Source organism: Aquirufa sp. TARAVU-A1A, assembly GCF_054558675.1.
In genome coordinates this window covers 272,185-294,618 of record NZ_JBPXKP010000002.1, presented here as the reverse complement: position 1 = coordinate 294,618, position 22,434 = coordinate 272,185, and the positions used below count along the sequence as shown (strand labels likewise).

The 22,434-nt window shown below is 35.4% G+C and carries 18 protein-coding genes; 14 read left to right on the top strand and 4 right to left on the bottom strand.

Annotated elements, in window-relative coordinates; translation table 11 throughout:
* Positions 1-1,340: 1,340 nt before the first annotated feature.
* Genes V7S75_RS03980 through V7S75_RS03970 form a run of 3 tightly spaced genes read left to right on the top strand, consistent with a single transcriptional unit; the run spans position 1,341 to position 5,889 of the window.
* Positions 1,341-1,994 carry a hypothetical protein gene (locus tag V7S75_RS03980; RefSeq protein ID WP_459511570.1) on the top strand — a complete coding sequence of 218 codons (654 nt, stop codon included), beginning with the start codon at positions 1,341-1,343 and terminating at the stop codon, positions 1,992-1,994.
* A 10-nt stretch (positions 1,995-2,004) separates the two neighbouring features.
* On the top strand, positions 2,005-2,541 hold the full coding sequence (locus V7S75_RS03975; protein ID WP_459511568.1) for a T9SS type A sorting domain-containing protein: 537 nt from the start codon (positions 2,005-2,007) through the stop codon (positions 2,539-2,541).
* 48 nt (positions 2,542-2,589) lie between these two features.
* Complete coding sequence (locus V7S75_RS03970; RefSeq protein WP_459511566.1) at positions 2,590-5,889, top strand: tail fiber domain-containing protein; 3,300 nt, start codon at positions 2,590-2,592, stop codon at positions 5,887-5,889.
* 350 nt (positions 5,890-6,239) lie between these two features.
* Here the strand turns inward: V7S75_RS03970 and V7S75_RS03965 are convergent, their stop codons facing one another.
* A complete protein-coding gene (locus V7S75_RS03965; protein WP_459511564.1) occupies positions 6,240-6,863 on the bottom strand; it encodes a hypothetical protein in 624 nt (207 codons plus the stop codon).
* An 860-nt stretch (positions 6,864-7,723) separates the two neighbouring features.
* On the opposite strand from V7S75_RS03965, the gene V7S75_RS03960 reads away from it, so the two are divergent.
* From V7S75_RS03960 to V7S75_RS03930, 7 genes are all read left to right on the top strand, one after another.
* Complete coding sequence (locus tag V7S75_RS03960; RefSeq protein WP_459511562.1) at positions 7,724-7,933, top strand: helix-turn-helix domain-containing protein; 210 nt, start codon at positions 7,724-7,726, stop codon at positions 7,931-7,933.
* A gap of 166 nt (positions 7,934-8,099) precedes the next feature.
* Entirely contained in the window at positions 8,100-8,342 is a 243-nt protein-coding gene (locus tag V7S75_RS03955) for a hypothetical protein (RefSeq protein ID WP_459511560.1), read from the top strand.
* Positions 8,311-8,994 (top strand): ATP-binding cassette domain-containing protein, encoded by a 684-nt coding sequence (locus tag V7S75_RS03950; RefSeq protein WP_459511558.1) that lies wholly within the window; start codon positions 8,311-8,313, stop codon positions 8,992-8,994. The genes V7S75_RS03955 and V7S75_RS03950 overlap by 32 nt, the downstream gene beginning before the upstream one ends.
* Before the next feature lie 669 nt (positions 8,995-9,663).
* The gene (locus V7S75_RS03945) at positions 9,664-10,407 is read left to right on the top strand and encodes a hypothetical protein (protein ID WP_459511556.1); all 744 of its coding nucleotides are present in this window, start codon (positions 9,664-9,666) and stop codon (positions 10,405-10,407) included.
* A complete protein-coding gene (locus V7S75_RS03940) occupies positions 10,397-10,924 on the top strand; it encodes a hypothetical protein (RefSeq protein WP_459511554.1) in 528 nt (175 codons plus the stop codon). Before V7S75_RS03945 ends, V7S75_RS03940 begins: the two co-directional genes overlap by 11 nt.
* Positions 10,921-12,228: a glycosyltransferase gene (locus V7S75_RS03935; protein ID WP_459511552.1), complete on the top strand. Its 1,308-nt coding sequence runs from the start codon at positions 10,921-10,923 to the stop codon at positions 12,226-12,228. Before V7S75_RS03940 ends, V7S75_RS03935 begins: the two co-directional genes overlap by 4 nt.
* 409 nt (positions 12,229-12,637) lie before the next feature.
* Positions 12,638-14,341 (top strand): ATP-dependent nuclease, encoded by a 1,704-nt coding sequence (locus V7S75_RS03930; protein ID WP_459511550.1) that lies wholly within the window; start codon positions 12,638-12,640, stop codon positions 14,339-14,341.
* 145 nt (positions 14,342-14,486) lie between these two features.
* Here V7S75_RS03930 and V7S75_RS03925 read toward each other — a convergent pair whose 3' ends face one another.
* The gene (locus V7S75_RS03925) at positions 14,487-14,759 is read right to left on the bottom strand and encodes a hypothetical protein (RefSeq protein WP_459511548.1); all 273 of its coding nucleotides are present in this window, start codon (positions 14,757-14,759) and stop codon (positions 14,487-14,489) included.
* A gap of 272 nt (positions 14,760-15,031) precedes the next feature.
* Here V7S75_RS03925 and V7S75_RS03920 point away from each other — a divergent pair, with 272 nt between their 5' ends.
* The 4 genes from V7S75_RS03920 to V7S75_RS03905 are packed head-to-tail and all read left to right on the top strand — an operon-like array spanning position 15,032 to position 19,557.
* Positions 15,032-15,199 (top strand): hypothetical protein, encoded by a 168-nt coding sequence (locus tag V7S75_RS03920; protein WP_459511546.1) that lies wholly within the window; start codon positions 15,032-15,034, stop codon positions 15,197-15,199.
* Between the two features lie 58 nt (positions 15,200-15,257).
* Positions 15,258-16,451 carry a hypothetical protein gene (locus tag V7S75_RS03915; protein ID WP_459511544.1) on the top strand — a complete coding sequence of 398 codons (1,194 nt, stop codon included), beginning with the start codon at positions 15,258-15,260 and terminating at the stop codon, positions 16,449-16,451.
* Positions 16,452-16,456: 5 nt separating this feature from the next.
* Positions 16,457-18,373: a prenyltransferase/squalene oxidase repeat-containing protein gene (locus tag V7S75_RS03910; protein ID WP_459511542.1), complete on the top strand. Its 1,917-nt coding sequence runs from the start codon at positions 16,457-16,459 to the stop codon at positions 18,371-18,373.
* A 2-nt stretch (positions 18,374-18,375) separates the two neighbouring features.
* Complete coding sequence (locus V7S75_RS03905; protein ID WP_459511540.1) at positions 18,376-19,557, top strand: hypothetical protein; 1,182 nt, start codon at positions 18,376-18,378, stop codon at positions 19,555-19,557.
* 204 nt (positions 19,558-19,761) lie between these two features.
* Here the strand turns inward: V7S75_RS03905 and V7S75_RS03900 are convergent, their stop codons facing one another.
* Positions 19,762-21,120 (bottom strand): MATE family efflux transporter, encoded by a 1,359-nt coding sequence (locus tag V7S75_RS03900; protein ID WP_459511538.1) that lies wholly within the window; start codon positions 21,118-21,120, stop codon positions 19,762-19,764.
* Position 21,121: 1 nt separating this feature from the next.
* Positions 21,122-22,429 (bottom strand): UDP-N-acetylglucosamine 1-carboxyvinyltransferase, encoded by a 1,308-nt coding sequence (gene murA / locus V7S75_RS03895; RefSeq protein ID WP_377974919.1) that lies wholly within the window; start codon positions 22,427-22,429, stop codon positions 21,122-21,124.
* Positions 22,430-22,434 lie beyond the last annotated feature (5 nt).

Here is a 22,434-nt window from a genome sequence, read left to right as displayed (position 1 = left end):
TTTAGGCTTGAGATTTTTTCAATCGGTAATAATGAATTAGACAAAAAGGGTAGAGGGTGCTTCCAATATTAGATTGATCAATCATATCTCGTAATGTACATCAAATTGAAATTGACTTGGTATTTCTAACTTACCTTTTTGGGTTTCACTTATTGACGTGAATGCTTGTAAGCTCGCTGATTCTACATTCTCCAGTTCATGTTCATTACTTGTTAATGTAGCTTCAAATTGTATTATCGATGGCTCATTTAAATTTACGAGGCTTTTCGTATGAATTTTGGTGTATGGAATTGTAGCATGACTTATACGTTCACATAAATTTATAAGTATTTAAGGCATCTAGTTAATAAAACATTTTTTTAATAAGCACCCATGTGGTATTGATGGTTTGTGTCTTTTATGGCTACAACAAATATCATCTCATATAGAAATTCAAATTCCTCCATTGCGCCATTTGATTTTGTCCGATTCCAGGACATTAAAACCCATGATTTATGTGGGATTTTAAATTACTAATTCCATTTTTTTCAGGTTCGTAAACAACTTCTCATCGCTGATGTGAGTTAATGAAATCTTTTTAATTCATTGGGAAAAAGTATATGTTTTTTCTTGATATTCAGATTGTTTTCATTCCATTTATCCCATATTTGCCCCAATATATTGTTCCATATTAGTATAGTTTTCTAATTGGAAACATGTAAACAGTCCAAAGGATTTATTTCTCCTCAAAATGCCTTTATTTATTGGTAGTCATTAGCTTTTTGAGTTCTGGAAATTGCTCCCTTTGGCTGAAAAGTGACAAATGAAATTTTTCCTACTTTATTTGAAATTTTTTATAAAAGATTAAGCATAAACAGCGCTATCTTTTTTGATTCAAATTCAATTTTAGCTATTTTTTCTAAAATGCTATTAATATGCTGATAGTTAGTGTTTTGTGGAATATTTTTTCTCAAATTTGGTTCGTTTTAGGTGCATTTTTTTAGAATTTTTTCACTCTAATTGAGCGCTCTGTTTCGAGTTAAATTCAATCAAATCCACTCAGAGATTTCGAGCGATTGTTTGCTATTCTTTATCTGCGGCTTACTTAGGTGCTATTTCTGGTGCCTATATCAACTTATTATTGCCATAATTTTGCAAAACCATATCAGAATCTTTCGGATACAACATGTCGAAAGGTTGAAGTGGCTAAATCCATTTTACTGGTTTGAGAAAACTATTAAAGATAATTGTCCGTCAAATGTGTGGCTTTTATCTATTTAATTCTTAGCTCAATATTATTGTTGCCAAGTGGTAATTAAAATTTGAATACACGGTTGATATATTTTATAAATACTTTTTACATGAAAAAAACTCTATTCTTACTTGTTTTATTTTTTCTTATCGGAATTTCTGGTTCAGCACAAGGCATCAAATTTGAAGCTGGTGAAGTGCTTTCAAGTTTTAAGTTTAGCAATTCTCAAGGTCATGATGTAACTGGCTTAAAGCCTGGCGCAGGATCGATGGTTGGATTATCCTTGCATTGGGATGAAGTTAAAAAGGACTCAACTAATCGGGGCAAAATTTCTTTAGCTCGGTGTTTAAATTACGATTTAGGTGTACGCATTTTAGCCTATAATGCTGTAGGCGATATTCAACAAGCAGCATTTTCCTATCAATCAATTTTTGCTAGTCTGCAAACAAATGTAGGGTATCGAATACCTGTGGCATTTGGAACAAATATTAATATTCAAGCGATTGGTAGTGTTAATCAAATACTTCAAGGAAACCAACTTGTTCAAAATAGTTACAGCGACTTAACGCAAGATCCACAGTTCAACAACCTTAAACTGATGGCTGGAGCTGGAGTTTGTTTGGAAAAAAGCTTTAACAACAAGCTCATTGCGTCAGTTGGTTACCAATTTCAAAATACCTTAAATACGAAGCTTAGCTCAGGTGCTAGCATCAATATTCAAACCAATATTCTTGCCATTGGTCTACGATGGAATGTTAATTAATATGCGAAAATTGAGTCAATTACCACATAAATGTATTAGGGCGTGTTTGTTGCTTTTTTTACTTACAACAACTACACAGGCCTTCAGTCAGTATATCATCCAGCAGACCATGTCAGCTGGCGGAGGGAAAATGTTGGGGGGGAATTACTTCGCTCAAATTATTGGTCAATCCAGCATTGTATCAGGAACAAGTCAAAGGGAAGGGGCTGTTTTCCGACAAGGTTTCAAACAGCCGCTCGGGTTTAGTAAATCAACCTCAAGAGATACCCAATCATTAACTATTGTAGAAGAAAAGTTGTGGTCGGTGGAATTGTTCCCCAATCCGGTCTATGATCTGGCAACGATTCGCTTGTCTAGCCCAAGTGCCACCGAGGTAATCCTTCGAATTACGGACCTTATGGCGCAAATTGTTTGGGAAAAAGTCTATCCACAAAGTAGCAGTGTTCTGGAAATAGATCAGATTAAGCAGCTTAAATCCGGTTCTTATATTTTGCAAGTCAACCAATTAGGGGGCTACAAAAGCATACATTTTATTAAAGAAAATTAAAAAAAGAATAGTTCAAACTTTTACAAAATCACTTCAATTAACCATTTTATGAAATCCAATCTATTCATTTGTTTGATATTAATATTTGCTTGTAACAGCGCTGTAAAAGCGCAAAGTAGCGTTCGTAAAACATTAAATTACCAAGCCGTAATTTTGGATCCTAAACCGGTGGAAATTCCTGGGAAGAGCCTTGTTAATCAACCGTTATTCAAGGCACAGGTTTGTCTTAAGTTTGCCTTGCTAAATGGGCAGTCTGGGGTTACAGATTATGAAGAAACTCAGCAAGTAACTACTGATGAATATGGTCTTGTGAGCGTATCCATCGGAAATGGAATTAGCACGGGTCAAGGGACATTCAAGTCATTTGATAGCATAAAGTGGGATGCGGCGATTAAGAGCCTTAAGGTTAGCGTTAGTTATGATGCCTGCACAAATTACAAGGCAGTTAGCACGCAATCGCTGAATTATTCGCCCTACGCATTGTTTGCCGAGTCGACGGAATATGCTAATGTTCGAGGCGTTCCTACCAAAGTTTCTCAGTTTCAAAATGACGCTCAATTTTTGGCTCCTAAAGACTTAGATCCGTTGAATACCGCTTTAGCTAAAACCAACCAAGCCATTGAAAGTAACAAAATTATTGCAGAGAACAACTTTGTCGTTTCTACTAAAAAAATAGACACACTTAAAAATAATATAACGACGCTTGGCTCTCAATTGACCGAACAAAGTAGTCGAATTGTTGATGTACATTCCATTGCAAATAATGCTCAGCAAGTTGCAGATAATGCCCTCAACACAGCAAATAATGCTAATAATCAAATTTCAAATATTCAATATTTGCTAACTACTCAAAATGCTAATTCCGAGCAAATTTCGAATAAATCTATTTCTGTTGCAGCTGATGCTACATCAGATATCAGATACCCAAGTGTCAAAGCTGTAAAGGACTATGTAGATGTTCAAATAACTTCTGGAGTAGCTGGCGTTACAACACCCGATGCAACAACAACATCGCCAGGTAAAATTCAGTTGGCAGGTGATTTAGGAGGTACGGCAACTTCGCCAACAGTTCCTGGTCTAGCTTCTAAAGCACCGCTGAATTCACCTGCTTTAACGGGAATTCCTACTGCTCCAACGGCTACAGCGGGAGATAATTCGACCCAAATCGCTACAACATCATTTGTTTCAACAGCCGTAACTACAGCAGTAACAAGTGGCGCAACACCCGATGCTACAACAACTTTATTTGGTAAAATTCAATTAGCGGGCGATTTAGCAGGCACCGCATCAAATCCAACGGTACCTGGATTAGCAGCTAAAGCACCACTTAATTCCCCAGCATTGACAGGAACTCCTACTGCTCCAACGGTTGCAGCGGGAGATAATTCTACAAAGATCGCTACAACATCATTTGTTTCAACAGCCGTAACTACGGCAGTAACAAGTGGCGCAACTCCCGATGCAACTATAACATCAACTGGTAAAATTCAGTTGGCAGGAGATTTAGGAGGTACGGCAACTTCTCCAACAGTTCCTGGCCTAGCTGCTAAAGCACCACTGAATTCACCTTCTTTGACGGGAACTCCTACTGCTCCAACGGTTGCAGCGGGAGACAATTCTACAAAGATCGCTACAACATCATTTGTTTCAACAGCCGTAACTACGGCAGTAACAAGTGGCGCAACTCCCGATGCAACCACAACATCAACTGGTAAGATTCAGTTAGCGGGAGATTTAGGTGGTACGGCAACTTCGCCCACAGTTCCGGGTCTTTTTGCTAAAGCACCATTAAATTCGCCTGCGTTAACAGGTACACCTACCGCACCAACGGCTACAGCGGGTGATAATTCTACTCAGATTGCTACAACTTCATTTGTTTCAACAGCCATAACAAGTGGAGCAACTCCCGATGCAAGCACAACATCAACTGGTAAAATCCAACTTGCGGGTGATCTTGGTGGTACGGCAACTTCGCCTACAGTTCCTGGTCTTTCTGCTAAAGCACCATTAAATTCGCCTGCGTTAACAGGTACACCTACCGCACCAACGGCTACAGCGGGAGATAATTCTACTCAGATTGCTACAACTTCATTTGTTTCAACAGCCATAACAAGTGGAGCAACACCCGATGCAAGCACAACATCAACTGGTAAAATCCAACTTGCGGGAGATCTTGGTGGTACGGCAACTTCGCCCACAGTTCCGGGTCTTTCTGCTAAAGCACCATTAAATTCGCCTGCGTTAACAGGTACACCTACAGCTCCTACGGCAACTGCTGGAAATAATTCTACTCAGATCGCTACAACTTCATTTGTTGCAGCCTCATTGACAACAGCCATTGTTCCAGCGAGTTCAAGTGTTTCAGGAATTGTGAATAATACTGCAAATCAAGAGCTTGGAGGGGTTGATAAAATGATTAATGGTGTTAACATTGGTCGAGGTGGTTCTAGTGTAGCTACAAATCTAGCCTTCGGCACTTCAGCACTTTCGTTAAATACGACGGGAGGTCTTAATCAAGCCATAGGCTTTCAAACACTTAGAAATAATACTACAGGGATTCATAATGTAGCTTCAGGGTATCAGACACTTTCTAGCAATACGATAGGTCTTAAAAATAGCGCATATGGTGTTCAAAGTCTTTTTTTTAATACCCAAGGAAATTTCAATGTTGCTACGGGAATTCAATCTCTATATAACAATACCGTAGGAAATAATAACGTAGCTTTAGGAGCGCTTGCATTATATTACAACACTTCTGGAAGTGGTAACATTGGTATTGGATTCCAAGCGGGGTATCTATCTACTGCAACAACGGGAAGTAATAATATTTATATAGGTAGTCTTGCCCTTCCTTCGGCAACTGTAAATAATGAGATTGTCATTGGCAATAATTCTGTTGGTCGAGGTCAAAACACGGTTGCCATTGGGAACAGCTCCACAACCAATAATTATTTTTATGGTGCAATAGAAGCTACCGCATTTAATGTCACTTCCGATCAACGTTTAAAAACTAACATCACGCCGCTGACGAATGCCAACCAATTGATCAATCAGTTATTACCTGTTTCTTACGATAAGAAAATTAATTTAACGGATTCCAATTATTCAGTCCATGATGAGTTTGGTTTTATCGCTCAGCAGGTTCAAAAGGTGCTACCTAATGTTGTCTCACAAAGTGAAGGTAAAGACGGTTTAATGTCGATTAATTACACATCCTTGATTCCTTTGCTAACCAAAGCGTTGCAAGAACAGGGGCAAAATAACCAAAAGCTAAAGCAACAAATTAGCCAACAGGCTGATCGCATACAAGCTTTAGAGAAGAGTTTGGAAAAGCTATTAGCAAAATAGCGTTACTAATTGAGTACGGTTTGTGAGTAAGGTTTATAAAGAAGGTGTTCGAATTAGTTTATTAACTCGGACACCTTCTTTTTATGGCCAAGCTATTAACTTCTTTGGGAGTTGATATTATGTGATTAAGAGGAAATGATCTCTAAAATGGCATGCTGAGGCTGTACGTGATTATCAAAATATCAATTGTAACGCACTTGATACTTATATTGTTGGAGGTAAATTGAAATGCGTACGCCAAGATTAAGAATAATATATTCATGCAGTACGCTAACGTAGAGGGAAGCTTGGATCTATCTCTTTCCCATAATCTGTCCTTATTGCAGTCTTATCGTGCTTGTAACTTAGCTTTACCTTAATTTAATAATATACGTTTCACTTTGAATTTTTCCAGGCCCACTAGCTTCTTGATTGATTCGATCTTCCGTTGAAATTTCGAAAAGTTTAACGGTGTCTTTCAGCGTTTTTGCTATTTTAATGAATCTGTCGGTGGGGTGTACGGGGATGATTTTACTAATTGTTAGATTTTTATGGTGTAGTTTAATTTTAAATACTTCCCAAGTTGATGTTGGGTTATGTTTATTCAAAAAATATAATCCCTTTGATGCTCTTAATATGTTTGCATGATTTAATCGAAAGAGTGTATCGGTAAGAATAATTTCTCTGATTATTAGGCTATCTCCTTCACGCTTGTAATAGATATTGCTATTTGTTGAGTCTTGGGCTTGGAAAGAACTAAATAATTGCTGGTCGAAAGGAACCTTCATATCAAACGTGAAATTGATCAAAATGGCATTGTCTCTGATCGTTAATGTCGATTTACTAGTAGGATTTATATATTCACCCTGTAAACTCTTTGGAAATTTAGTTAAGTTTTTTGCCTGTGCTGGTAATGGCTCGGTAAAGGAATCAGCATGTTTACAGGAAAGAACGGCAAGCGAAATGAGTAAAAGAAGAATTTTATTATAGTTCATAAGGTAGTCATTGCTCCAGCTAGAAGTATTGCAGATGTATTCTCTTCCTTGTGTTTTGGATGAATCGTTTAGAGGCAAATATTCTGTTAAGAATCCGCCAAATCGATCGTTTTTGCCTTATTTCGTTTGGGAGTATCAAGCCTAGAATTGCACCATTCAAAAATGCTGAATATTTAGGTTGAATCTGTTATTTGAGCACCTAGATATGTTGCTTTATTGCCAAAAGGAGCAATTTGAGAACAAGTAAAGCTGTTTAGCATATCGCACCTTTTTTGGCGTTTGTTAATGCTGGATGGCTCTTGGGAGGAATACTGTTTTGTTAGTATTAAATCGGGCTTCTAGAAATTTGAAATATTCTATTAACAAGCATCGAAACCTCTGTCAATCGCATGCTTTTCTTGCGCTGATTTCGAAGAATTCGATTATCGAATAACATGATACAGCTATGAAGCCTATATTTGGAACTTGTTGGAAAGCTGTTTTCGAGTAAGGCTTATTCGGATGTTGTGCTCCTTTTCTGCCTAAAAGAGCCTATTAAGCGGTTGAGTGCTTTTATTTAAACACTTGTTTGTTCAATTTGACAATTGATTCAGATGTTTTCGAAATGCAAAGCTATAGACAAGCTTGATTGTGGTGTGGGTAACTCAATAAATACAATTCAATCATGGTAAAAATGTCTGTTTACTTTCTCTGGGCTATGTTATTGTTTCTGTTGAATGCTTGTCGGAAAGAGCCTACCTATTCCACCGGCATTTCTTCTGTCCACATGATTAGAAATCCAACGAATTCGATCATTTGAATCTTTCCCAAATTTTAGTTTCATATTCTTTTTAAATACCTACCCCCTAAATACAAATTCTATGGAATTCAATCCAGCGCCATTGTCTATCAGAGAATTTAAAATTGTTTGCCTAGCCAAGGAAGGAATGTCAAATAAAGAAATTGCGAATCACTTGAATATAGAGGAGTCGACAGTGAAGTGTCATCGACGAAATGTCATGCGAAAGTTAGGGCTTAAAGGGAAGGTTGAATTTTTGCGTTTTCTGCACAATGTGCCGCAGCAATTATAGGATATTCGGTTTTTAGGAGGCGGGAGTACTACGAAAATACTACCAGAATACTGCTTAGGTGGTATTGACTTGCATTAATGATAGTTATACGTTTATGTTGCACATTCCAGTGCTGGTGTATCCCGAAAAACCAATGAAGAGTAGGGCATTTCTAGACAAAATAATTATGAAAAATTTATTCAAGAAAATTTCGCTATTATTACTTCTATTAATAGCGTCTGTTGTTCGTGGACAAAACGGTGCCCCAACAGTTGATGGTGGCGAATTGGAAAATGTTACGATTACCTGTAAGAACACGAGTGCTGGAACGGCTACGATTAATTTCGGATTTATCTCATTTACGTATCAACGTTTCCATTTGATTTGTAACAACGGATATGAAGCGTTTTGGACACAATTTTGGTGGTAATTTATTTAATAACATGAATATACACGCGCATGATTTACGAGTTGGTCACTTAAAGAATCAAATTGTTCTCTCCGTTCCATCATTGTTGATTGATGACTCTGATAAATTTGTACTTATCAAGGGAGAAAATGGTTCTGGTAAAACAACATTAATTCATGCAATGATTGATTCAGTCCCTTATAGGACGGGTCAAATTTATGTTAACGGTCAATTATTAACTAAGCGTAATCGGAATGAGCACTTGAATAAAATGGGGTTTTGCCTAACTACAGGTTTGTCTTATTCCAATATGAGTTTAAGACAAAATTTTAAGATCTATGATTTGATTTACGATGCTCAGATTAATTTATTTGATGAATTGGTTGAGCAATTACGTTTACAACAAATCATAGATCTCCCTATATCTGCACTATCATTAGGAAAGAGAAAGTTGGCTGATATCGTATTAGCAATGAGTCATTCCCCGGATTTGGTTTTTATGGATGAACCTACCGCAAATCTGGATTCGGAAACAATTAGCCTTTTATTAGCGACATTGGACTATTATACATCAAAATCAAACATGCAATTTGTCATTGCAACGAATGATCCTGATGTGTTTTCAAATGTAGTATCTAAAGAAATATTTATCCAGGATGGGAAAGCTTATTAGTTCAAAATTGGTCTTGTCCCTGTTCAGCGTTTTAGAGTTGATTCAGTTCATTATTTTGAGACATAGGTTGCTTAGTAGGCTAGTTGCAATTATACTTATTACTGCATTTGTGATTTTTTTGTTTATCAATGACTTTTATTCAAATCGTCAACATTACTATTTATATCAGGATCATTCAAACTGTAGCATCGAATTTTACTCAATACTTAAAATATTGAAAATTGTTAATTGGGGGTTTGGGCTTTTGTTTTTAGCGAATATGATTACTTGGTTTCAACTAGATGAAATTGATCAAGCGCGTATTCAATTATTGCCAATAGATTTCAAGGAACTTACATTTTCAACATTTATTGTGCATTTGATTTTCTTTTTGATTGCCGCGGCAATATTTATGTTTGAGGTTTCAAAAGCTTGGGATTATTTATTATTGGACTTTAAATGGGGTAAATCGCCATTCACGAGCACATTCATTTATCTATCATTTTTATATAACAGTATTTATTGGAGTGTAATTAGTTGCGTTGTCATTATCATTAAAGCTTATTTTGGAAGGTCCAATAAATTATTATTTGCGGTTACCTTACTAATAGCTTTATGGTTGTCCTATAACATAGCACCTATTAATTTACTAATTAAGGAATTGAGTAAACAATGCTAATTCATACAGGTATGATTCGATTGATTTTTCAAGAATTTCTATTTTTCAAGAATCTAAAAGTTGTTGGCTTGATGTTGACTTTCATGCTTTTATGCACATTGCTCATTTCTACATTAATGAATTCCCAAATTTATCAATTTGCATTTGATTCATTTGAAGTGCAATACTTGAATGCGGTAGGTTTTGATTTGAAGTTATTTTATGTGTTAACGAATGTTTTTGTTCCAACCTTAATTATCTATTCATTTCATGTAGAGTTATCCAATGGCATGTTTGAAAAGTTACAAGTATTGCCAGTTCAATATAATCAAAAGTATTACGCTAAGTTGCTGGCCATATGTGTGATTTTAGCATCATTGGGCACGATTTTCAGTTTTTTCTTAGTAGGAAAAGTTTTTTTCTATTCTCATTTAGGGTTAGATGGATATAGAATTCATATCGTTCTTTTTAATTGGATTTATATTGTTTCTTTGATCACACTTATCTACTATAATTTATTACTGTTTATTTTTTTTACGTTGAAGTCTATATGGATTTTAATTGTTTTCCATTTGGTAAATGTATTTATGCTTCCATTTGGTGATTTTTATTGGCTCCCAATTAATTGGGCTAATTATTCCATTGAATATCTATATAGTCATTTTACTAAGCCTTATTTCTTTCAAATTCATCCGCCTATACATTTCATCTATTTTCTTGTATTGATGTTGAGTACGATGTATATCGTCATAAAACGATTGAACCATGGGAAATAATCTTTTCAATTTATTTCGACATTCTATTCAAACTGGATTTGTCTTAGGGATTTTGATGATTATCCTGGAGATAATCGTACAATATCTTTTTCCGATTTCTCTGCTTGCAATAATTCTTGTCATCTGCTTATTGCTGAGTTTGCCTTTATTAGTCTATTTGAAGAAAATTGAGATTAATAAAAGCCGACAAGCACTGTTTTATTATTTTTCAAAAGTATATCAAGTTGGATTTTTGGTCTTATTCGTTTTTAAGATCTATTTACATCAGTATGCCGACGTCAATTTAAAAAATAAGATAGCATCAAATAAGGTTTCTGAGATGCAAAATAATCTCAAGAAGGTAGAGGAAGAGCATGATATTGTCATCGAAAACAAAGCAGAAAATCTAAGTTTTATCTATGATGAAGCTGTAAGTAGCTATTCATTTGAAAGCTTACTAAAGAATTATTTAATTGTAGTTTTCATTTTAATAGTAATTTCTTTTTTCGGTGCCAATATTTTAAAAGCTAACGAATGAAAAGCTGTGCCATTTTTGTTGTATCTAATACAAAAGGGCACATAAATCCTGCTTTAGAATTTGCTAAACAATTGAAATTGTCGAAGGGGATTATCTCCTATTTTGTCGTTGAGGATACATATAAAAGCTATGTTTTGAAACATGGCTTTTATACGATAAAACCCAATTCTTCTCCTTTTGGTATTGGAATTGAAAATGTACTTTTTTCAAATACATTTTCTGGTTATTTGGATAGCCTGATTCATCGGGTCCTTAATTCAATTTTCACTGCAAGGAAAAAAGATTATGTTTCTTGGATTCGAAAAGTTAAGCCTTCCCATATTTTTTTAGATAGCCAGCTTGAGCCTGATTTGGTTGTGATTAATTCTATTCCAAACGAATTCAAATTTGAAGTATTATTGCTTCAAACAACATTTTACGATCAAATTAGAAATCATTACCCGGCATTATTTTCGAGCTATTTGCCTAAGCAGGTATTTCAAAATCGACTCGTAAATTTTCGATTTATTCTGATACGATTATTTTCGTGGGCTCTTGATTTTATCAAATTTGTAGGATTTGATGACGTATCATTAATTCGGAAAAATTGTAAGAAAAGCTCAGGTAAAGTAGCTTGCAAAGTCGATCCTTTCGCCATCAATGGTTTATCCAGTACACTTCGGAAATTTGTTTTGCTTCCCCAGGAAATGGAATTCCCGAATTTAACGATAAGTGAATCCACAAAATATTTAGGGTCATTTATTAATAGTAATTCTGTAGTAGTGCCCGAGGACGATGATATTCTATTCATTTATGCTCGATCCAAGTACACATATATGATCTATGTCTCATTAGGGACGCTTCATGTTAAACATTCTAAAGGTAAATCAAACGGCTTTTTTGAAAGGATGCTTTCATTAGCCAAAATGAAACCTGATACCTTGTTTATGATTAGTTTGGGAGGCGAAAAGCTTTCTTTGGAGCTAGTTATACCCACGAATGTAAGCATTGAGGAAAATGTGTCACAATGCTATTTATTGGGAAAAGTAGATCTATTTATCACGCACGGTGGTGTAAACTCCGTGATGGAAGGCATACATCAAAAATGCCCCATGCTTGTGATGCCATTGAATCCCTTTTCTGACCAAAATGGCAATGCCGCCAGAATTGAATATTATCAATTAGGCAAGAGGATTCCACTAGATGCTCCTGTATGCAAAATTTTATCCGTGATTAATCAAATTTTAGGCGATTCAGCTTATTACAAGCGAAATTTGATGGAAATGAAGGCTAGAATCGATTATAAGTCAGAGTTCGAATTTTAATTTTCGATAGGCTGAGCTTATTTACTTACTCGTTTCATTTGAAAATCGTAGGATTCTAGATCGTACAATTAGCAATGAGTTAAGTTCTACTACCAAAATACCACCAGAATACTACTTAGGTGGTATTTTGGTTTATTCCAAATTTGAATAATTTTAGATTAGTTATTCAGCTATGTAATTCACACCGATTTTTTTACAATTAACTGTGCATATTTAAAATTAGTGATGCCAACAGTTTAATTGAGTCTATTTTGTTTTTATTAAATGATGAGTTTTTATTGAAACAGAGATAAAATAGACTTTTTTCTTTTGATTGGTTAAATCGATTTAAATCCATTCTTGTGAATTCTAATGGAGCCTTTTAAATAATAATTTTGGGATTTTGGTAGTATAATTTAATATTTTAGAGATGAAAATAAAAGACATTCATTTAAAGAATTTTCGATCTTTTGAAGATTGTAAAATTGAATTTCATGACTACTATGCAGCTATCTGTGGTAAGAATAATTCTGGAAAGTCAAATATAATTCGAGCTATATTAAATGTATTTGAGAGGCCAATAGGTCCGAGACACAGAATAAATTTTCATCAGGATTATCCTATTTGGAAATCAAAGTCAAATAGAGAAAATATAGAAATTACTGTTCGAGTTCAACTTGATAAACTAGGAGACATTGGACTAATTAAATTTCTAAATGTTTTCTTGCAAGACAATAATGATGAACCACAAGAGTTTGACGTAAATGATTCCATTCTAATTATAAAGTTTATTGTGACGTCAAATCCTAAAGAAAACCAATTTGAAATTTGTGTTGATGATAAGACGGTAAGTGATGTATATAAAGTTAGAGAAATTTTACGACGAATTAATTATGCTCAGGTTATACTATTTCATAATTCGACACAGCCAATCAATCCATTTAGAAGGGCTCAACAACACGGGCAGTTAGATAGTTTGAGTATTAAAACGAAGGATTCAATAGAGGTTAAAGTAAACCAAATTAACAAAGAACTATCTAAGGCTGTTCAAAAACATAAATCAGAGTTACAAGAATTAATTGGAAGGCTAAACGAAAGATATAAAGTAAGTCTTTCGATTAGCGGTTTTGATATGGACTATGAAAATATTCCATACGAAATTTCACTTGGTGATTCAAGCTTTGAACTTCCACTTGATGATTGGGGAAGTGGCACAAAAAATAGGACATTAATTTTAAGTAGTATTTTTAATGCAAAAAATTTAATAAATCAAGATGACGAATCAAATAAAATTACACCAATAGTTATAATTGAAGAACCGGAATCGTTTTTACATCCCTCTGCTCAATCAGAGTTTGGAAGAATTTTACAAGATTTAAGCAAAGAGTTAGAAATTCAAGTTATAGCAACTACTCATAGCCCATATTTATTAAGCCATCACAATCCCAAATCAAACATACTTTTAAAGAGAAATATTTTAAGGAATAATGCTAGAGAATCTTTAATTGAAAATGTTGAAAATGAAAATTGGCGAGAACCTTTTGAACTTGCTTTAGGTATGGTTGGGCCAGAATTCGAAAGTCTTAAAGAAGCATTTTTTAGTCAAAATAATGATATAATTCTGTTAGAAGGAACAACAGATTTAGAATACTTCCAATTACTTCGAGATCGGAATCATGGGACAAAAAGACTTCAGTTTGAAGGCGAATTATATGCTTATGGAGGTTTTGGATTTTTAAGTAACCCTGTTTTGCTTAAATTTATAAAAGAGCGATTTAATAAACTTATAGTAACAGTAGACTTAGACGCAGTTGGAAATGTAAAATCCCAATTTGACAAAGCTGGCTATCGTGAAGATGTTGACTATTTCCTTATTGGTTATGATAAGCCCGGTTATCGTTGTATTGAGGGCTTATTGCCTGAATTTATTAGATCAAAGGTTTGTTCTGAAAATGCTGAATTAGTTTTTGCACTTCAATCAGAAGATAAGGAAGAGCGTAAGTCAGCGAAAGGTAAACTAAAATGGCTGTATTTGACTGAATTTAAAAAGAATATAAAATTCGACGATTCGTATTTTGGTGAATTTTATAAACTGTCATCTAAAATAAATAAGCACCTAAAGAAAACTCCATAAGAAGTAAAAAGTTTAGATAAAATGATATCCTATAATTTTCATTCTATATGCAATTTTGTAATTGTTTTAATAGTTATACCAAAAAGATGCGATACTTCGCTTCTTTTTTTCTAGGTTAAAATTTGAGCTTTTAAATTATAAATCCTCAGACTTTAGTCTGAGGGTAGACGCGAAGTATCGCGTCTCTACTCAATGGTAAGTGCTCGAGATCAATCGTCTTCGCCCGTGCATAAAACCGCCACGAAAGCAAGATCGACGAGCAAACCAAACTAGCTGTCAAGCCCATCCAGATGCCCACAGCTCCTACACCCAAGTAAATGCCCACATAATAGGAAATCGGAATACCCATTCCCCAATACGAGAATACCGTGATTGCTGTTGGGATTTTGACATCTTGCAGGCCACGTAATAAACCCAAAGAAACCGCCTGAATCCCGTCGAAGAGTTGTGATGCGAAAATTAGGCATCAAAGGCAAGGTTGCTTTTTTAAGGTTTTTGCTAAATGTGCCTCAGTAATTACATTTTTATACGCCGATTGCCTGAGTATGTACTACTAAATTACTACCAGATTACTACCTAGGTGGTATTGATTTGCCTCGTTGAGATTTCTAGGTTTACATCGCACAATGTAGTGCTGGTGGATCCCGAAAAACCAGTTACGAGTAGGGAATATTACAAATCTTAATAATTATGGAAAATTTATCAGCTAATCAAGAAGAACAAATGTTACAAATTTTTCAAGTTGAGGAGCTTGAAAAAAGATTTGAAATGGGGGAATGGGCTGTCAGTACGTCCTCAACTACTAATACCTCCACTGGACAAACAACTATAACCGTTGGTGCTTCCCACAAATTTTAAATTTAAATTATTGTTAGAGCAGCTGTTTTAGGTTGCTCTAACAATATATTGCAAAACTATGAATAACAGATCCAATTCAAAAAAAACAGCTTTATTGGTCATATTCTTATTGAGTCAGTATTTTCTCGTTGCTCAAAATTCTATAATGACAATCAAGGACTCGAAGACAAAAGAAGCAATTTCCTCAGTTTATGTTAGCATTTACAAGCAAAATCAATCTTTTGAAACGATTTCAAATACCGACGGGAAATTTAAAGTGCCCATACAATTTGATTCAATTAAATTCAGTCATATTGCTTATAACGCTCTGACTATTATTGAAAGATTTAAAAACGAAGATGTCTTCTTGGAGTCCAAAAGTGTTTTATTAGAGGATGTTAAAGTTTATAATCTAGAATTAAAGGACAAAATAGCATTTGTATTAAAAAATTTTAACAGACTTTACGTAAATGGGCCTCGAACCTATCAATGTACCTACAAGGGCTCGCAAAGGGTAAACACTAAACTTTCTAGATTATTACAGTTTAATCTAAAATGGTGGAATAAAACCTATAATAGCAATCTAAAAAAATCTGTTTTTGCTCAAAATCAATTAGGTATTGGAGAAACGGATTATGTACAAAAGGGGGAATTGGATACAGGATTTGGTATAGATCTTACTAGTTTTTTAAGTTCACTTCTTTTAAACAATTACCTGACTGGTTTATATAATTCTTTAGACGAAATCATTATTGAACGTATTGAAAAGGACAGTGAAACCTCAACTGTATATTTTAGTGCAAAGAATAATGGACCTAGAAATAATTTTCAGGCTAAATTTAGTGATTGCGAAGTTAGGTTTGATTTAAAAACTGGAGCTATCGTATTATTGAAGACCCGTCAAAGTTATGAAAATCGTGTTGATCGAGGGATATCCCAAAAAACAAACGCTCCGTATGAAATACATTATATCGATGAACAGAGGCTTATGTCTTTTGTTAATGAAGAAAATAAATTGAGGCTCGCTCAATACAATATAAACATAAACACCGAGGCTATTTATCAGGGAAGAACCAATAAATATGAAGACCAGGTTGATATTTATGTAACAAAGATTGAAAAAGGGAATATGATTCCTCCTAAATCTTTCAAAATCGATTTAAATAGTCAAAATATTTTTGAACATATAGGTGAGAAAATATCAGATAATCCCAAGATCCTATTCACTGAGGAGGAGATTAGATTCATAAATACGAAAGTTAAGGATGACTAAGGGCTATGGAAACTTCAGAAATAATATCAAAAGTTCAATTAGTAGAGCAACTGAAATCTTCAGATGTTTCTCATCAATTTTATCAGTATTATCCCAGGTTATTTAGTGCTTATTTTGAAGGATTAGATCCAGATTTAATTTCAGAATTATCTGATGCTGGATATCTATATTATCAATCTACATTGATGTTAGATAGCTTAATTGATGATAATAATTTTTCGTTTCTAACGAAAGCCCTTTCTTTACAAGAAGAATCAATCAAAATTTTAACTTCTATTTTTGGAATAGATGCTACTTTTTGGGGACTTTGGAATCAAAGAAAAATTGAATTTTTTGATGCTGTAAAATTTGAGAAAAAGCTCTATTCAGAAGCAGAAGTTTCATATGAATCATATTGTGAGCTAGCGGAAAAAAAAGCAGCATTCGGTAAGATTGCTATTGATTGTTTATGGATTTTATCAGGCGAAAAAAGCTATAAAGTTTATGAACAATTAATGGAGTCACACAAAAATTTTTCAATTGGTTTGCAGTTATGTGATGACATAAATGATTTTAAAGAAGATCTTATAAATAGGCAATTTAATTGGGGTGTTTATACTCTTGCTCAAAATCAAATTATTGATTCCCAATTGTCTGATTTTTCTACACAAAATAAACTCTTTTACATTAAGGGGATTGCGCAACAATTGTTTGAATTAGCAATTAATCATTTTGAAAAGGCCCTTAATACGATTGATAGTATAAGCGCCGCTGGGGAATGGCGCGATATTGTATTCCAGACTCAAAAATCTGCTAGTAAGGATTTAGATATACTGGTACATTATTTGAATAGTATCCGTAATAAGTTAGAAGAAAGTAACACCACATATGCTCTTTCATTTATTAATTATTCTACAATTTCCAATATTCAAATAAAGCGAGGTTTGGAGTTTGTTGAAAAGCAATTTTGTGACAACTATCCTGATTTAAAGCATCGAATGTTTTTAGGTTCACTCGATGGTTTTGAAAATTCGAGTCAAATACATGAATCAGATATTTTCCCTCGAGCGATGTTAAATGATTGTTTATTTTCGGTTTCGAGTAAATACAATTTAGAAATAAAAGCATTTTTAGTTCAAGAATGTGAATACTTAATTGAAAATAGAAACAAAGATGAAATTGGTGGTTGGAGTTACTTTCCCAGTGTCAACGAAATTGCAGCTGATAATGATGATTTAGCACAAATTATACAACTATTTCTTCATGTTGATAGGCCAGATTTAGTTAATGAATACTGTGTTTACCCTTTGACAATTGCATTAACCGAGCGCACGTCAGAAGATGGGGGTATTGAAACGTGGATTATACCAAATCACAATTTATCAGATTTACAGAAAAAGCAAGATTATTTTAATCAAACAAGGTGGGGTAGAGGTCCTGATGTAGAAGTTGTAGCTAACCTAGTTTACGCACTTTATTTATATGATTTTGAAAAATATCAACATCAAATATCAAAATCAATTGATTATATCTTAAAACATCAAAAAACAGAAGGTTCTTGGGAAAGTACTTGGTATCATGGTGATTACTATGGTACATATGCTTGCCTAAGGCTACTATCTTTGTTTGGGTCAACGTATACAATAGCAATTAATAGATCAATAAGATTTTTAGAAAGCAATCAAAATAAAGATGGTGGATTTGGTCTTTCACCAAAACATGGTTCTGATCCACTGTCCACTTCTTTAGCATTAATGGCCTATTGTCAAATTTCACAGGAAAAGAATTTGGTCATGAAAAAAGCAATTGAATTTATATCTTCTTGTCAGCAAAATGATGGTGGGTGGCAGGAGGTAGATTTTATCAAGCCGAAATTACTGTCTCCTTTTAAAAGTAGATCATTAACAACGGGATTTGTTCTGAAAGCACTCTCTCAATTTTGAAAATGGAATTAAACTATATTCCAGAATTATCGGATGAATTAGAATTTAGTAAGTTAAGTAACAGCTCATATATTGTGAGTAGTGCTCAGGAGAAGCATTATGTTAAAATTAATCAGGATACCTATAATCTAATTTTACTTATTGATGGTGAGAAATCTTTGACAGAAATATGTGTTGACTTTAATCAGAAATATCAAAGGGAAATTAACCCAAATGCGATTGCTAACTTATTAAATAACTCTTTAGCACAATATGGCTTTTTGAAAGGATTTGCTGAATCAATTAAACCCTATCAAAAGCCATCTTATTTAAAACTAAGTTATCAGATTTTAAACGAAAACGCCGTTTCCAAGAGTGTTAAATTCTTTCATTTTTTGTTTGATAAATGGATCGGGATTCTTTTGGTTGGCTTTTCTTTAAGCATAGTGGCAATTAGTTTATTCTCAAATCTTAATCTTTATCAAAATTTTAATTTGGCAGAAAGTGCGCTAGTTTTTATTTCATTTGCAACGATGAGTTTATTGTTTCATGAGCTTGGCCATGCGACTGCAACCAGCTATTTTGGTATAAACCATGGTGGTATTGGAATCGGTTTTTATCTTTTAACCCCTGTATTTTATGCTGATGTAACTGGGGTTTGGCACTTACCCAAACACAAAAGAATTATAGTAAATCTAGCTGGCGTTTATTTTGAGCTTTTATTTTGTTCCTTGGTTATTTTATGTGGAACTCTTTTAAATAGTAATTCGATTGTAATCGTTTCTATTACCATTTTTGCTCGGACCTTATTTAATCTTAATCCTTTTTTGAGAAGTGACGGCTATTGGATTTTAGCCGATTTACTAGAAGTCCCAAACCTGATGACAAATTCCTCTCAAAAGTTAAATGATGTTGGGAAGTTAATTTTAGGAGAACCATTGATATGGAATTCTAAAGATTTTTTTCTTTTTATTTATGCAATCTTAAGCCATTTAGTTCTTGCATTATTTTTGTTTTATGTCTTGTTTGTGAATCAAGATTCAATTTTACTTTTTCCTAATAGAATTGTCTCTTTATTTATCAATTTACAGAAAGGCAATTTTAATGTTTCCTTTATGTCAATTTTTGAATTACTTATTCCAATCACTCTTATATTTTTAGCTGTTAGAAATGTAAAGTCATATGTTAAAATTTTGATGAAGTGAATAATTCTGCGTTTTAAATACAAATGATAAAAAAGATATTGTAATATGTTTGTAGAGACGCGATACCTCGCGTCTAGTCCCCAGGTTAAAACCTGGGGTTATTGATTTATTTCTGTATTGATATGTTAAAAAAAAGACGCGAAGTATCGCGTCTCTACAGTTTTCATCTCCAACCTCTTATCTCTTACCTCTTAACTCTTAATTCTAATCTACTTTCAAGGATTCTAAATCTATCGTCTTCGCCCGCGCATAGAACCGCCACGACAGCAAGATCGATGAACACACCAAACTAGCCGTCAAGCCCATCCAGATTCCCACAGCTCCTACACCCAAGTAAATGCCCACATAATAGGAAATCGGAATGCCCATTCCCCAATACGAGAATACCGTGATGGCCGTTGGGATTTTGACATCTTGTAAGCCACGTAATAGGCCTAAGGATACCGCCTGAATGCCATCGAAGAGTTGGAATATCGCTCCCCAAACCACCAAGGTGACAGCGATCGCGATGACGGGTAATTCTTGCGTATAGCCGCGAACTAAATATTCCCGACCGAAGAAAAAGACCAAGGCACAGACGCCCATGAATATCACCGATAAAATCAAGGCGGCATGTCCAGAACGTTTGATTTCAGAACGATCTCGTTCGCCGATTGCCGTTCCCACATTAATTCCGCCAGCTACGGCTATACCCGTCGCCATCATGTAGGTGATCGATGCCATGTTGATCGCCACGATGTGTGCAGCTTGTGCCGTCACGGAAATCCAGCCCATCATGACAACGGCCATTCCGAAAGTCGCAATTTCAAAGAACCCCTGCATGCCCGAAGGAATTCCGATGCGTAAGATGTTTTTCTCTAAGACGTTTTTCACTACATGCACATGTCCCTTACGTAAATAAGGTTTGAATTCATCCCGCGTAAACACGTAAATGGCTAATGTGGCCGCCATAAATAAGCGAGAAACCAAGGTCGAAATTCCGGAACCTAATAAGCCCAATGCCGGAAATCCCCAAACGCCATTGATCAATAAATGATTGCCAAACACATTCATGGCTAAAGCGATAATTGTAATCGTCATTCCCACCGTGGTCCTTTGAAGTCCATCCATGAAACTCTTCAAGGCGATAAACCAGAAAATAGGTAATACCGAAACCGAAATCAAAGTCAAAAAGGGTAGGGTCAAGGTTTTATTCGCCTCCGTCTGACCAAATAAATCGTAATTCAATCCCACGATTCCTGTGATGAGAATTGTCGCGATACCTAGCAAGGTCGCTACGCGTAAATTGGCCCGTAGTAAATTTCCACATTCCGTTTGATCACCTTCGGCAACGGCCTTGGAGATCATCGGGGAAACGATTTGGATACAGATAATGCCTACAATCGCAATGGTGAAAAAGATGGAATGCGCCATGCCGGATGCGCCTAAACTTTCGGCGGCACCGGTCGACATTTGGCCTACCTGAATCGTATCGGCAAGGCCCATAAGCATAACGCCCAATTCGCCCACCACGATGGGTAAGGCCAATTGGACGGTCTGTTTAATCTTAGCAAATAAAGACATCTTAAATACGTACGATTTCTGCACCGATCGCATTTAAACGCGTATCGATGTTTTGGTATCCACGATCAATTTGCTCAATGTTGTCGATGATGGATGTGCCATTCGCCGACATCGCCGCGATCAATAAGGAAACCCCCGCACGAATATCTGGTGATGACATGCGAATGCCTTTCAAGGTTTGCTTGCGATCGAAACCAACCACCGTAGCACGGTGAGGATCGCAAAGGATAATCTGTGCACCCATTTCAATCAAACGATCCACGAAGAATAAACGAGATTCAAACATTTTTTGGTGAATCAATACCGTTCCTTTTGCTTGGATAGCCGTCACTAAAATAATTGACAACAAGTCAGGCGTAAATCCTGGCCATGGATGATCCGAGATGGTCAACATCGATCCATCGATGAAGTTTTCTAACTCGTAATGCTCTTGCGAAGGGATGAAAATATCATCGCCACGGAATTCCATTTGAATACCTAATTTCTTAAATACATCAGGAATGATACCTAATTGAGGAATTTGGCAGTTTTTAATCGTGATTTCTGATTGTGTCATCACAGCCATACCGATGAATGAACCGATTTCAATCATATCAGGTAACATCGTGTGTTCCGTACCATGAAGCTCATCAACGCCCTCAATAACCAATAAATTAGAACCAATACCTGAGATTTTTGCTCCCATACGGTTCAACATCTTCGATAATTGTTGCAAATAAGGCTCGCAAGCTGCATTGTAGATCGTTGTCGTGCCTTTCGCTAGTACAGCAGCCATCAAAATATTCGCTGTTCCTGTTACCGATGCTTCGTCTAACAACATATAGGCTCCCTGTAATTGCGAGGCATCTACTTCATAGATTCCACCATCTTCCGCGCTATAATTGAATTTCGCACCTAATTTCATGAATCCGAAAAAGTGCGTATCTAAACGACGACGGCCGATTTTATCTCCGCCGGGTGAAGGAATACGTCCTTTTTTGAATCGCGCCAAAGTTGGCCCTAATAACATCACCGAACCACGAAGTGCAGCGGCTTTTTTCTTGTAGGTTTCAGATTCCAAGTAATCAATGTTCACTTGAGATGCATCAAACTCAATGCTGGTTTCCGATAAACGACGCATGCTCACACCCATGTCCCCCAATAAATCAATCAATTGGTTGACATCGCGGATATTCGGTATGTTGTGAATCGTAACAGGCTCTGCTGTTAAAACCACCGCACACAAAATTTGCAATGCTTCGTTCTTTGCTCCTTGAGGAGTAATTTCTCCTTTCATCCGGCGGCCACCGGTAACCTTAAATGATGCCATAAATC

What these genes read in the sequence shown, in the direction of transcription:
- V7S75_RS03980 (WP_459511570.1), top strand. Translation starts at nt 1,341, where the DNA reads ATGAAAAAAACTCTATTCTTACTTGTTTTATTTTTTCTTATCGGAATT.
- V7S75_RS03970 (WP_459511566.1), top strand. Translation starts at nt 2,590, where the DNA reads ATGAAATCCAATCTATTCATTTGTTTGATATTAATATTTGCTTGTAAC.
- V7S75_RS03965 (WP_459511564.1), bottom strand. Translation starts at nt 6,863, where the DNA reads ATGAACTATAATAAAATTCTTCTTTTACTCATTTCGCTTGCCGTTCTT.
- V7S75_RS03960 (WP_459511562.1), top strand. Translation starts at nt 7,724, where the DNA reads ATGGAATTCAATCCAGCGCCATTGTCTATCAGAGAATTTAAAATTGTT.
- V7S75_RS03955 (WP_459511560.1), top strand. Translation starts at nt 8,100, where the DNA reads ATGAAAAATTTATTCAAGAAAATTTCGCTATTATTACTTCTATTAATA.
- V7S75_RS03950 (WP_459511558.1), top strand. Translation starts at nt 8,311, where the DNA reads ATGAAGCGTTTTGGACACAATTTTGGTGGTAATTTATTTAATAACATG.
- V7S75_RS03945 (WP_459511556.1), top strand. Translation starts at nt 9,664, where the DNA reads ATGATTCGATTGATTTTTCAAGAATTTCTATTTTTCAAGAATCTAAAA.
- V7S75_RS03940 (WP_459511554.1), top strand. Translation starts at nt 10,397, where the DNA reads ATGGGAAATAATCTTTTCAATTTATTTCGACATTCTATTCAAACTGGA.
- V7S75_RS03935 (WP_459511552.1), top strand. Translation starts at nt 10,921, where the DNA reads ATGAAAAGCTGTGCCATTTTTGTTGTATCTAATACAAAAGGGCACATA.
- V7S75_RS03930 (WP_459511550.1), top strand. Translation starts at nt 12,638, where the DNA reads ATGAAAATAAAAGACATTCATTTAAAGAATTTTCGATCTTTTGAAGAT.
- V7S75_RS03920 (WP_459511546.1), top strand. Translation starts at nt 15,032, where the DNA reads ATGGAAAATTTATCAGCTAATCAAGAAGAACAAATGTTACAAATTTTT.
- V7S75_RS03915 (WP_459511544.1), top strand. Translation starts at nt 15,258, where the DNA reads ATGAATAACAGATCCAATTCAAAAAAAACAGCTTTATTGGTCATATTC.
- V7S75_RS03910 (WP_459511542.1), top strand. Translation starts at nt 16,457, where the DNA reads ATGGAAACTTCAGAAATAATATCAAAAGTTCAATTAGTAGAGCAACTG.
- V7S75_RS03905 (WP_459511540.1), top strand. Translation starts at nt 18,376, where the DNA reads ATGGAATTAAACTATATTCCAGAATTATCGGATGAATTAGAATTTAGT.
- V7S75_RS03900 (WP_459511538.1), bottom strand. Translation starts at nt 21,120, where the DNA reads ATGTCTTTATTTGCTAAGATTAAACAGACCGTCCAATTGGCCTTACCC.
- murA (WP_377974919.1), bottom strand. Translation starts at nt 22,429, where the DNA reads ATGGCATCATTTAAGGTTACCGGTGGCCGCCGGATGAAAGGAGAAATT.